This is a genomic window from Shewanella sp. SM95, assembly GCF_025653595.1.
Taxonomy (GTDB): Bacteria; Pseudomonadota; Gammaproteobacteria; order Enterobacterales; family Shewanellaceae; genus Shewanella; species Shewanella oncorhynchi.
Genome location: NZ_JAKKSE010000001.1, coordinates 14,408 through 27,126 on the forward strand (window position 1 = coordinate 14,408; position 12,719 = coordinate 27,126).

Genomic DNA, 12,719 nt, shown 5'->3' on the forward strand with positions numbered 1-12,719 from the left:
GTGATATGTCAGTCGATTTACCCCTCATAGGTGTTATTGCATGCAATCAACAATTGGGATCACACCCCTTTAATATTGTTGGTGAAAAATACCTTTTAGGCGTAGTTAATGGCGCTAAAGGCTGGCCGTTAGTGATCCCATCTTTAGGTGGCGATTTACCGATAGACGCTATTTTAGAGCGTCTTGATGGTATTTTGTTTACTGGCTCTCCTTCTAATGTAGAACCCCATCTTTATGCAGGCCAGCCGAGTGAGCTTGGTACACACCATGATCCTAAACGTGACGCGACAACCTTGCCGCTGATCCACGCTGCTATTGCTGCTGGGGTACCTGTATTAGGTATTTGTCGCGGTTTTCAAGAAATGAATGTGGCTTTTGGTGGCAGTTTGCATCAGAAGCTCCATGAGGTGGGTGGCTTTATTGAACATCGAGAAGATAAAACCGCATCCTTAGATGTGCAGTATGGGGCTTCTCACAGTATTACTGTTGAGCCCGGGGGGCTTATTTACGAGGCCTGGGGCCGTAACTCTGCAGAGATTAACTCTGTACATACTCAAGGCGTGGAGCGCCTGGGTGTTGGGTTGCGGCCAGAAGCTTATGCTCCAGATGGGTTAGTGGAGGCTTTCTCCGTAATTGGTACTAAAGAATTTGCCCTCGGTGTGCAATGGCATCCAGAGTGGAAGGTGAGCGAGAATCCGTTTTACCTCTCCATTTTCAATGCCTTCGGTGATGCATGCCGACGTAGGGCTACAACTCGAGTGAAATAATAATGAATAAGCTAATCGCTTTTTTAAAAGAACGAAAAATCACAGAAGTCGAATGTGTTATCAGTGACATGACTGGCATCGCCCGCGGCAAGATTGCTCCAGTCGATAAGTTTCTCGATGAAAAAGGCATGCGTTTGCCCGAAAGTGTGTTGTTGCAAACTGTGACGGGTGATTTTGTCGACGAAGAGATTTACTACAGTTTGCTCGATGCAGCCGACATCGATTTTGTTTGTGTACCCGATGAAAATGCCGTCTTTATGTTGCCTTGGACCATCGAAGCCACGGCACAGGTTATCCACGATTGCTACGACAGAATGGGTAATCCTATTGAGCTTTCACCACGTAACGTATTGAAAAAAGTGTTGTCTCTCTATGACGAACAGGGCTGGGAACCTGTTATCGCTCCCGAAATGGAGTTCTATTTGACTCGTCGTAGTGACGACCACGATTTACCCTTAAAGCCTCCAATTGGTCGTTCAGGTCGCCCCGAAGCGGGTCGCCAGTCATTCTCTATTGATGCTGCCAACGAATACGATCCTATGTTTGAAGACATGTACGATTGGTGTGAGCTTCAAGGTTTAGATATCGATACTTTAATCCATGAAGATGGTCCCGCACAGATGGAGATTAACTTCAGCCATGGCAATGCATTATCTTTAGCTGATCAAGTGTTTATCTTTAAACGCACTTTACGGGAAGCCGCGCTGAAGCACGATGTGTGTGCCACTTTTATGGCAAAACCCGTGACGGATGAACCTGGCAGTGCGATGCATATTCATCAAAGCGTGATCAATAAAGAGACGGGCAAGAATATTTTCACCAATGAAGATGGTACTAAGAGCAAGCTATTCTTGGGATATATTGCAGGCCTACAAAAATTCATTCCTGAGTTGCTGCCACTGATGGCGCCAAATGCGAACTCGTTTCGTCGTTTCCTCCCCGGCACTTCGGCACCTGTAAACTTAGAATGGGGCGATGAAAACCGTACCTGTGGTTTACGCATTCCAGAATCTTCACCACAAAACCGTCGCATTGAAAACCGCATTCCCGGCGCCGATGCTAACTGTTATTTGGCGATTGCCGCGAGCTTGTTGTGTGGCTATATCGGCATGGTTGAGTCGCTAAAACCTTCGACGCCTGTGCAAGGTAAAGCCAATGAAAGTCGTAGCAATAATACCCATTGTTTACCACTGACATTAGAGGAAGCATTAGCGGCGATGGAAGAAAGTGATGCCTGTAAGCAATATTTAGGCGAATCCTTCACCACTGGATTTGTGGCGGTAAAACAGGCTGAACTTGAAAACTTCCGCCGTGTTGTCAGCTCATGGGAACGTGAATTCCTATTACTCACTGTGTAATGTTTTGGATTGATTGCACTGACCGTGTTGCCGCGTTAACCCAAGGAATAAGGGGTTAACGTTGGCCATAATGATACTGATGTGTGCACTGTTTTAGTGAGGTTGCACTTAACTGGTGCAACTCGCTTGTTAAATAATATGATGGTTTTTAATGGCTTGTCCGTTAAAGTGATTATTCAATTCCATTGCTTGTCTGCAAGGGAAGTAAAATAGGCTTAACAATTTTAGGTTGTTCGCTTGCTAGCGTTACTAACTAATTGTTAGTCATATTTAAAATGTGTTTATCTAAGTGTTTTTTTGCGATTGCTTAGGGACTTGAGGCATTTGCCTTAATGTTGCAAAATGTACAAGCAGTGTCATATCTAGTCTATTTTTTTGAGTGTTAATGCAATACCGATGCCTCGAAAATTTGGCACGAAACCTGATACTTAACAAATTGCAGCAAGATATAAAGTAGGCATGGTTATCATGCCGTAGAGACTGCCGATGCGGTTTTTAAGGTGTAGCATTGGTCGAAAATAACAACAATATCCGGGCAGCCCGGTGACACAATGTCAGAATTTGCTTAAGCAGTTCTGCTACCCGAGAAAGGAGAAAGCATGAAGCTATTTAATAAGATGACCACATTAGCGCTGGTGACTGCGAGCGTATTTGCGAGCGCAGTGGCCCAAGCGGAAGAAGTGGTTCGCGTGTATAACTGGTCAGATTATATCGCGGAAGATACCTTAGAAAACTTCAAGAAAGAAACGAGCATTAGGGTAATTTACGATGTATTTGATAGTAACGAAGTGCTTGAGGCTAAATTATTGTCTGGTCGTAGTGGCTACGATATCGTTGTACCTTCTAACCACTTTCTCGCTAAGCAAATCAAAGCGGGTGCTTTCAAACCTTTAGACCGCGCTAAGCTACCTAACTTTAAAAATTTAAATCCAGCCTTGATGAAGTTGCTTGAAAAAGCCGATCCGGCTAACCAATATGCCGTGCCTTATTTATGGGGAACCAATGGCATTGGTTACAACATAGATAAAGTGAAAGCCGCTGTGGGGGAAGATGCGCCATTTAACTCAATGGAACTGATCTTCAATCCTAAATACGCTGAAAAAATTTCTAAGTGTGGCTTTGCTATGTTGGACTCTGCCGACGATATGGTGCCACAGGCGATGATTTATTTAGGCTTAGATCCTAACAGCACTAAGGCTGAAGATTATGAAAAAGCGGGTGAGTTACTGGAAAAAATTCGTCCTTATGTGACGTATTTCCATTCTTCACGTTATATTTCTGACTTAGCAAACGGTGACATCTGTGTTGCTTACGGTTTCTCCGGTGACGTATTCCAAGCGAAAGCCCGTGCTGAAGAAGCAAAAAATGGCAATAAGATTGGCTACTCCATTCCAAAAGAAGGTGCCAATCTGTGGTTCGATATGTTAGCTATCCCTGCTGATTCAACGAACGTCGATAATGCACTCACGCTGATTAACTATTTTCTGCGTCCAGAAGTCATAGCGCCTATCTCTAACTATGTGGCCTATGCTAACCCGAACGATCCCGCTCAACCTCTGGTTGATGAGGCTATCCGTACCGATCCTGCGATCTATCCACCACAAGAAGTGTTAGACAAACTTTATATCGGTGAAATTCGTCCTTTGAAAATTCAGCGCGTATTAACCCGTGTTTGGACCAAAGTGAAGTCAGGACAATAGTCGATAGGGGGCAAGCCTAGCTTGCCCCCAGCTTGGCAAACTTCTATGTCCAATCCTATGCATAGTTAATCCACGTATAGGATTTGACACAGTTTGTTGAACCACTTTTCATTCATTAATCGTGTTGAACCTAGAGTTTGAGCGTATCTACGCCTCATTTTCGGGTGGAGAAGTACTATGGCAATCACCTCGAGCGTCACCAATAAACCGACAACAAAGACGCAAGAAAAAGTACTGCTCAAGATTGAGCGGGTAAGCAAATTATTCGATGACGTGCGGGCTGTCGACGATGTGTCATTAACTATCAATAAAGGCGAAATTTTTGCCTTACTTGGCGGCTCGGGCTCGGGTAAGTCAACACTACTGCGCATGTTGGCGGGTTTTGAAAAGCCCACCTCTGGCCGTATTTTCCTTGATGGGGAAGATATCACCGATTTACCGCCATACGAACGTCCCATCAATATGATGTTTCAATCCTATGCTTTGTTTCCCCACATGACAGTGGCACAAAACATTGCATTTGGTTTGAAGCAAGACAAGCTGCCTAAAGCCGAAATTGAACAGCGTGTGCAAGATATGCTGAAACTCGTGCATATGGAGCAATACGGTAAGCGTAAACCGCATCAGTTATCCGGTGGTCAGCGCCAGCGTGTTGCACTGGCCCGTTCATTGGCGAAACGGCCTAAATTATTACTGCTCGATGAGCCTATGGGCGCATTGGACAAAAAACTGCGTACCCAAATGCAGCTAGAAGTGGTTGAAATCCTTGAGCGTGTCGGCGTGACCTGCGTGATGGTGACCCACGATCAGGAAGAAGCCATGACAATGGCTGGTCGAATTTCGATCATGAGTGATGGCTGGATTGCTCAAACTGGCTCGCCAATGGATATTTACGAAAGCCCGAACAGCCGCATGATTGCCGAGTTTATCGGTACTGTGAATTTGTTTGGTGGTGCGATTGAAGTGGATGAAGTCGACCATCTGATCATCAAGTCCAATGATTTGGCCCAACCTTTCTATGTCGGTTATGGCGTCACGACTAACGTTGAAGATAAGAATGTTTGGCTAGCAGTGCGTCCCGAAAAGACCATAATTAGCCGTGAACAGCCTGAAGGTCAGTACAACTGGGCGAAAGGAATCGTGCATGATATCGCTTATTTAGGCGGTATTTCAGTCTATTACATTCGTTTAGAGAATGGTCAAATCGTACAGTGCAGTATGACTAACCGTGAACGCCGCGCTGATCATGCCACATGGGATGACGAAGTGTTCATTAGTTGGGAGGACACCAGTGGCGTGGTGTTGAGATCATGAAGAAACCCATTAAATTAAAGTGGCTTAAGGGCCGCTTCTGGACCATAGGTATTCCCTACGCTTGGCTGCTGCTGTTTTTTGCCTTACCGTTTGCGATTGTCCTTAAACTGAGTTTTTCGACGGCGGCGATTGCTATCCCGCCCTATGAAGCAACATTCCAATATGCTGACGATGTATTAAATATCTTCCTGCATTTGGGTAACTATTTGATGTTGCTCGATGATTCGCTATATTACATGGCTTATCTCAGCTCATTGAAAATGGCGTTAATTTCGACCTTGGGCTGCTTGATTATTGGCTACCCAATGGCCTATGCCATTGCCCGTGCCCCTGCGCGGTTGCAAACCGTGCTGCTGCTGTTAGTTATGTTGCCTTCTTGGACCTCATTTTTAATCCGTGTTTACGCTTGGATGGGGATCTTAAGTAACACAGGGATCATCAACAATTCACTGATGTGGTTGGGGATTATTTCTGAGCCGTTACAGATCCTCAATACCAATATTGCCGTGTATATCGGCATTATCTATGCGTATTTACCCTTTATGATTCTGCCCTTGTACGCCACCTTAGTGAAACTTGATATGAGTTTGATTGAAGCTGCGTCTGACTTGGGTTCAAGCCGTTTGAATACCTTCTGGAAAATCACCTTCCCGCTGTCAAAAAGTGGTGTGATTGCTGGTTCTATGTTGGTGTTTATTCCTGCCGTGGGTGAGTTTGTGATCCCTGAGCTACTCGGTGGTCCCGATTCCTTGATGATAGGTCGAGTGTTATGGCAAGAGTTTTTCAATAACCGCGACTGGCCTGTGGCTTCGTCACTGGCGATTGTGATGTTGGGCTTATTGATTATTCCGATCACTTTATTCCATCGCTATCAGGCGCGTAGTTTGGAGAAAGACCTATGAAAAAATTAAGCTTTTCTTCAGTAATGCTCTGGTTTGGCTTGTTTTTCTTGTATGCACCTATGTTAGTGCTGGTGATTTATTCCTTTAACGACTCTAAATTAGTGACGGTATGGGGCGGATTTTCACCTAAATGGTATGGCGAGTTATTTCAAGACCAACAGATTTTAGATGCAGTATGGACCAGCCTGCGGATAGCGTTTTATAGCTCAACTATGGCGGTTATTATCGGTACTATGGCAGCCTTTGTGATGACACGCTTTAAGCGTTCATGGGCAAAACTGACCCTGTCGAACATGATTACTGCACCGCTGGTAATGCCTGAAGTGATTACTGGTCTGTCTTTGCTTTTACTGTTTGTGCACATGGCAGATTTGTTGGGCTGGCCCAGAGAGCGTGGCATGATGACAGTGTGGATTGCACACTCAACATTTTGTGCTGCCTATGTGGCTGTGGTGGTGTCTTCAAGATTGCGCGAGCTTGATATGTCAATCGAAGAGGCGGCAATGGACTTAGGGGCAACACCGCTCAAGACTTTCTTCTTGATCACTGTGCCTATGATTTCGCCGGCGCTGGTGGCGGGTTGGTTGTTGTCATTCAGTTTGTCCTTAGACGATTTAGTGATCGCAAGTTTTGCCTCAGGCCCTGGTGCAACGACCTTGCCTATGGTGGTGTTCTCTTCGGTACGTTTAGGAGTTTCTCCTAAGATCAATGCCTTAGCGACGCTGATCATACTGTGTGTTTCACTCATCGCTTTCCTTTCTTGGTATATGGCAAGACGGGCAGAGAAACGCGACCGTACACCAATGAACTAGTTAGTTTAATTTTGGGATGGCTTTGGTATTGCCAAAGCCATCCTTGATATTTGTCACCGCTCCCATCACCCGCTTTGCTTTGCAGGCTAGTCCTGTTACTCAAGATCACCAGAATTGAATCACTGAGCTAAAAATAATCGCGTGTTTGATATATCAAACAAAATGTAAATTATTGCGCTTTTCTGGCTAGTGTTTCGTTTTATGAAGGTGTAGGATGTGATGGCTGTTTAAAATAATGAACATTAGAATTCAAGGGAACAACATGTCTGCCATAGCTCACGCTGGATCATATTATGCGGCATCGGCCAACGATAAGGTTGAACGTCCGCGTCTACAGGAATCGATTGAAGCCGATGTTTGTGTGATTGGCGCAGGTTATACAGGCCTTTCTGCCGCGCTGCATTTATTAGAATCGGGCATGAGTGTGGTGGTGTTAGAAGCCGCTCGCATTGGCTGGGGCGCCTCGGGCCGTAATGGCGGACAAATCGTTAATAGTTATAGCCGTGACATTGATACTATTGAAAAAACAGTTGGTAAAGAACAAGGTAAACTCTTTGGCCAAATGGCCTTTGAGGGCGGGCAAATCATCCGCGATCGTATTGCTAAGTATAATATTCAATGCGATCTAAAAGATGGCGGCGTGTTTGCCGCGATGAACGAAAAACAAATGGGCCATCTACGCCATCAAAAACAACTGTGGGAAAGCCACGGCCATGTTAATCAGCTCGAACTTCTCGATGCTAAAGGTATTCGCGGTGTGGTAAATACTGAGCGTTATGTCGGTGGTCTACTCGATAAAAGTGGTGGCCATATTCACCCGCTTAATTTAGCCCTAGGCGAAGCGCGCGCGGTTGAATCCCTCGGCGGTAAAATTTTTGAAGACTCAGCGGTGTTGAGTGTCGATGAGGGCGATAGCCCGGTTGTGCATACGGCGCAGGGCAGTGTAAAAACCAAGTTTGTGGTCGTGGCGGGTAATGCCTATTTAGGTAAGTTAATGCCAGAGCTGCAGGCAAAATCTATGCCCTGCGGCACGCAAGTGATTACCACAGAGCCTTTGAGTGCCGATCTGGCGGCGAGCTTATTACCACAGGATTACTGCGTCGAAGATTGTAACTATCTGCTCGATTATTTCCGTCTGTCTGGCGACAAGCGGATGATTTACGGCGGTGGCGTAGTGTATGGTGCCCGCGATCCGGCGGACATTAAATCGATCATTATTCCGAACATGCTCAAAACCTTCCCACAATTAAAGGATGTGAAGATCGATTATGCGTGGACAGGCAACTTTCTACTGACGCTATCGCGCCTGCCACAGGTCGGTCGTATCGGTAAGAACATCTATTATTCACAGGGTTGCAGTGGCCACGGTGTCACTTATACCCATCTGGCGGGCAAGTTACTGGCCGAGATGCTCAACGGCCAAGCCACGCGCTTCGATGCCTTTGCTGCATTGCCACATTATCCTTTCCCCGGCGGTCACGCACTTCGCGTCCCTTTTAGTGCTATCGGAGCTTGGTATTACACGTTAAGAGACAAACTAGGTCTTTAACATCATCACTTTTAAGAAGCTAAGTAGCTTCATAATACGAGGAAATCCTTGTGCAATTAAATGATCCGAGTTTGCTACGTCAACAGTCTTTTATTAATGGTCAATGGTGTGATGCCGTTTCTGGTGACACGCTAAAGGTGGTTAATCCCGCAACGAATGCCGTGATTGGCTACGTTCCTAATATGGGACAAGTTGAAACTGAAATGGCGATTAAGGCGGCAGAAGCGGCTTTACCTGCATGGCGAGCGCTCACAGCCAAAGAGCGCGGCGCTAAGTTAAGGCGTTGGTTTGAATTACTCAATGAAAACAGTGATGACTTAGCATTGCTCATGACGACTGAGCAGGGTAAACCGCTGGCAGAAGCGAAAGGTGAAGTAACCTATGCCGCTTCGTTTATCGAGTGGTTTGCCGAAGAAGCGAAACGTATTTATGGCGATACCATTCCTGGGCATCAAGGGGATAAGCGCTTGATAGTAATTAAGCAGCCTGTCGGTGTAACCGCCGCGATTACGCCGTGGAACTTTCCTGCGGCTATGATCACCCGCAAAGCCGCTCCAGCGTTAGCTGCGGGTTGCACTATGGTGGTAAAACCTGCGCACCAAACACCCTTTACCGCATTAGCGATGGCTGAACTTGCTAAGCGTGCCGGTATTCCTGCGGGCGTATTTAGTGTGTTAACGGGTGATGCGGTGCAGATTGGTAATGAAATGTGCAGCAACCCGATAGTGCGTAAGCTGTCTTTCACTGGCTCAACCAATATCGGTATTAAATTAATGGCGCAATGTGCGCCTACCTTAAAAAAACTGTCGCTAGAGCTTGGCGGCAATGCACCATTTATCGTATTTAACGATGCCAATATCGATGCCGCAGTCGAAGGCGCCATGATAGCTAAATATCGTAATGCCGGCCAAACCTGCGTCTGCGCTAACCGCATTTATGTGCAAGACGGTGTATACGACGAGTTTGCCTTAAAACTTAGCACTGCTGTTGGCAAGCTTAAGGTCGGAGAGGGCATCAACGAGGGCATCACTACGGGTCCGTTGATCAATGCTGCCGCGGTCGAGAAAGTACAAAGTCACCTTATCGATGCTATCGCTAAAGGCGCCTCTGTGATCGCGGGCGGCAAAGTTCATGATCTTGGCGGTAATTTCTTCGAGCCAACCGTGCTCACCAATGTCGATAAAAGCATGCTTGTTGCCCGCGAAGAAACCTTTGGTCCACTCGCGCCGCTGTTTAAATTCAGCGATGTCGACGATGTGATTAAACAAGCTAATGATACTGAATTTGGCCTCGCCGCCTATTTCTATGGTCGCGATATTTCATTGGTGTGGAAAGTCGCCGAAGCCTTGGAATATGGCATGGTTGGGGTCAACACTGGCTTGATTTCGACGGAAGTCGCACCTTTTGGCGGGATGAAATCTTCAGGGCTTGGCCGCGAAGGCTCTAAGTTCGGTATCGAAGAATATCTAGAAATCAAATACATCTGCATGTCCGTTTAATACGGCCCGATTTGGCGAGTGAGGAAGACTAAATGACAACAACCAATGATTCATTGATGGCACGTCGCCAAGCCGCAGTTGCGGGTGGTGTCGGGCAAATTCACCCTATTTTTACCGCCCGCGCCGAAAATGCGACTGTGTGGGATGTTGAAGGTCGCGAGTTTATCGATTTTGCGGGCGGCATTGCCGTGCTCAATACGGGTCACCTTCATCCTAAAGTGAAGGCGGCGGTTGCGGCTCAGCTGGATAATTTTTCCCATACCTGTTTTATGGTGCTCGGCTACGAGAGCTATATCCAAGTATGTGAAAAGCTCAATCAACTGGTTCCTGGGGATTTTGCCAAGAAGACGGCACTATTCACTAGTGGTTCAGAAGCGGTTGAAAACGCAGTTAAAGTGGCGCGTGCCTATACCAAACGTGCTGGTGTGATTGCGTTTACCTCGGGCTACCATGGTCGCACTATTGCGGCTTTGGCATTGACCGGAAAAGTCGCGCCTTACAGTAAAGGTATGGGGCTGATGTCGGCGAATGTGTTCCGCGCTGAGTTCCCGTGCGAAATGCATGGCGTGTCCGATGACGATGCTATGGCCTCGATTGAACGTATCTTTAAAAATGATGCCGAGCCGAGTGATATCGCCGCCATTATTTTAGAGCCAGTGCAGGGCGAGGGCGGTTTCTACGCCGCATCGCCCGCCTTTATGCAACGTTTACGCGCACTATGCGACCGTGAAGGCATTATGCTGATCGCCGATGAAGTGCAAACAGGCGCGGGCCGTACTGGCACTTTCTTCGCTATGGAGCAAATGGGTGTTGCTGCAGATATCACGACCTTTGCTAAATCTATTGCAGGTGGTTTTCCACTATCGGGTATTACCGGCCGCGCCCAAGTCATGGATGCAGTGGGTCCCGGTGGTCTTGGCGGTACTTATGGTGGCAATCCGTTAGCGTGCGCCGCTGCGCTTGCTGTCATTGAAGTGTTTGAAGAAGAAAAGTTGCTAGAAAGGGCTAATGCCATTGGTGAGCGCATTAAGTCTGCCCTGAATGTAATGCAGGTCGAACATGCGCAAATCGCCGATGTGCGTGGTTTAGGCGCTATGATCGCCATCGAATTGATGGAAGAAGGTAAACCTGCGCCGCACTATTGCGCGCAAGTGTTGAGCGATGCCCGTGACCGTGGATTGATTTTATTATCCTGCGGTACCTACGGTAATGTGCTGCGCATTTTGGTGCCATTAACGGCGCCGGATGCACAAATTGATGCAGGCCTTGGTATTCTTAGCGCCAGCTTTAATGCCGTACTGAAAAGCTAATATCGCTTTGATATAAAAATGGTTTTAGATGACAGTTTTGCATAATAAAAATCCCGCTTCGGCGGGATTTTTATTGGGGCGATTGTTTTGGAGTTGGCTGTTTTTACTGCCAGTGACTTTCAGCACTCATCAGTTAAATGAATCACTACTTTTTAATCTCCATTAGGATCTGTAATGCCTTTTTGCGTTTATCAAGATCATACAAGTCGTTGGTAAAGATAAACTCATTCACGCCGAGTTCTTTTACTATCATTTCCAAACGATGCTTAATCGTCGCTGGGCCGCCAATGACAGATAAACCTAAGAAATTATCGACATAGGTTTCTTCTTGCGCACTCCATAAGCCATCCATAGTATCAACCGGTGGCTTTAGCCATAACTCGTGACCACGGATAAGTGCCAGCACGCGCTGTTTCGAGGTTGTGCCCAGAAATTGCGCCTCTTCATCAGTGTTGGCGGCAACTAACGGCAAGCCGAGCATCACATAGGGTTTATCAAGCACTTGAGAAGGTTTAAAGTCGCGGCGATAGATTTCAATCGCATCGTAGAGAAAACGTGGTGCAAAGTGGCCCGCAAACACATAGGGCAAACCGCGCTGCGCCGCTAACTGTGCGCTAAAGAGACTCGAGCCCAATAACCAAATCGGCACATTAGTGCCTTCTCCAGGAATCGCTCGCACCGCATGGCGACCATTGTAAGGGCCAAGTAGAGTTTGTAATTCACTGACTTCTTCGGGGAATTGTTCGGCGCGACTGGTATCACGGTTCAGTGCTCGACTGGTAATTTGATCGCTGCCGGGCGCGCGGCCCAGTCCTAAATCGATTCGACCAGGATATAAGCTTTCAAGGGTACCGAACTGTTCGGCGACCACTAAAGGCGCATGGTTTGGCAGCATAATCCCACCCGCGCCGACGCGAATATGCTGCGTATTGCCAGCAATATAACCAATTAATACCGAGGTCGCCGCGCTGGCGATACCGGGCATATTGTGGTGTTCGGCAAACCAAAAACGATTAAAGCCGAGTCTGTCGGCTTCGTTGGCATACTGCAAACTGTTGTGTAGCGTTTCGCCTACGGTTGAGCCTTGGCGCATGGGCGCGAGTTCCAATAGCGAGAAGGGAATATCGGCCAATATTGATGTCTGCTGTGACATAGTGTCTCCAAGTGACTGCCGTTTTTGCTAGCAACAACAAGAGGCGCTAACTGTGTTAGGCGTATTGTTTGTTGCATTGCTAGGCTCATTGCTAAGAAAAAGCGTTAACGGCTCAGTCTTGATGAATAAAAGGTATTCAGTGTTATTGATATGGGGTTAACGATACGGCTTATCAAGCTTTAATGGATAACACTTTCCCCTTCATTATTTCAATGTGAGTCTGCACTTGAGCATCGCCATGCAACTGAGTGTGTACTCGCTTTGTAACAAATTGAGGGGCTGAAGTCATCCGCGTGTGAGGGCCGATAATGTGGAACTGAAGTTCTTATTCTCAGCAACTCAGCGCTAAGCCAGT

Annotated in this window: 10 protein-coding genes; 9 read left to right on the forward strand and 1 reads right to left on the reverse strand. The window is 46.9% G+C overall.

The window, feature by feature from the left end; translation table 11 throughout:
• Positions 1 to 5 precede the first annotated feature (5 nt).
• The 9 genes from L5M29_RS00075 to gabT all read left to right on the forward strand — a co-directional run bounded on the left by L5M29_RS00075 (position 6) and on the right by gabT (position 11,211).
• Positions 6 to 767, forward strand: coding sequence for a gamma-glutamyl-gamma-aminobutyrate hydrolase family protein (locus L5M29_RS00075; protein ID WP_263165583.1), 762 nt, complete (start codon positions 6 to 8; stop codon positions 765 to 767).
• Positions 768 to 769: 2 nt separating this feature from the next.
• Entirely contained in the window at positions 770 to 2,125 is a 1,356-nt protein-coding gene (locus tag L5M29_RS00080; protein WP_028760883.1) for a glutamine synthetase family protein, read from the forward strand.
• 599 nt (positions 2,126 to 2,724) lie between these two features.
• The gene (locus tag L5M29_RS00085; RefSeq protein ID WP_263165585.1) at positions 2,725 to 3,825 is read left to right on the forward strand and encodes a polyamine ABC transporter substrate-binding protein; all 1,101 of its coding nucleotides are present in this window, start codon (positions 2,725 to 2,727) and stop codon (positions 3,823 to 3,825) included.
• A gap of 177 nt (positions 3,826 to 4,002) precedes the next feature.
• Positions 4,003 to 5,139 carry a polyamine ABC transporter ATP-binding protein gene (gene potA, locus L5M29_RS00090; RefSeq protein ID WP_028760881.1) on the forward strand — a complete coding sequence of 379 codons (1,137 nt, stop codon included), beginning with the start codon at positions 4,003 to 4,005 and terminating at the stop codon, positions 5,137 to 5,139.
• A complete protein-coding gene (locus tag L5M29_RS00095; RefSeq protein ID WP_028760880.1) occupies positions 5,136 to 6,041 on the forward strand; it encodes an ABC transporter permease subunit in 906 nt (301 codons plus the stop codon). Before potA ends, L5M29_RS00095 begins: the two co-directional genes overlap by 4 nt.
• Complete coding sequence (locus L5M29_RS00100) at positions 6,038 to 6,853, forward strand: ABC transporter permease subunit (protein WP_105249905.1); 816 nt, start codon at positions 6,038 to 6,040, stop codon at positions 6,851 to 6,853. The genes L5M29_RS00095 and L5M29_RS00100 overlap by 4 nt, the downstream gene beginning before the upstream one ends.
• 262 nt (positions 6,854 to 7,115) lie before the next feature.
• Positions 7,116 to 8,402 (forward strand): NAD(P)/FAD-dependent oxidoreductase, encoded by a 1,287-nt coding sequence (locus tag L5M29_RS00105; protein ID WP_028760878.1) that lies wholly within the window; start codon positions 7,116 to 7,118, stop codon positions 8,400 to 8,402.
• Between the two features lie 50 nt (positions 8,403 to 8,452).
• On the forward strand, positions 8,453 to 9,901 hold the full coding sequence (gabD, locus tag L5M29_RS00110; protein WP_263165588.1) for an NADP-dependent succinate-semialdehyde dehydrogenase: 1,449 nt from the start codon (positions 8,453 to 8,455) through the stop codon (positions 9,899 to 9,901).
• A 32-nt stretch (positions 9,902 to 9,933) separates the two neighbouring features.
• The gene (gene gabT / locus L5M29_RS00115; RefSeq protein ID WP_113941280.1) at positions 9,934 to 11,211 is read left to right on the forward strand and encodes a 4-aminobutyrate--2-oxoglutarate transaminase; all 1,278 of its coding nucleotides are present in this window, start codon (positions 9,934 to 9,936) and stop codon (positions 11,209 to 11,211) included.
• 145 nt (positions 11,212 to 11,356) lie between these two features.
• Here the strand turns inward: gabT and L5M29_RS00120 are convergent, their stop codons facing one another.
• The gene (locus tag L5M29_RS00120) at positions 11,357 to 12,364 is read right to left on the reverse strand and encodes an LLM class flavin-dependent oxidoreductase (protein WP_263165589.1); all 1,008 of its coding nucleotides are present in this window, start codon (positions 12,362 to 12,364) and stop codon (positions 11,357 to 11,359) included.
• Between the last annotated feature and the right edge of the window lie 355 nt (positions 12,365 to 12,719).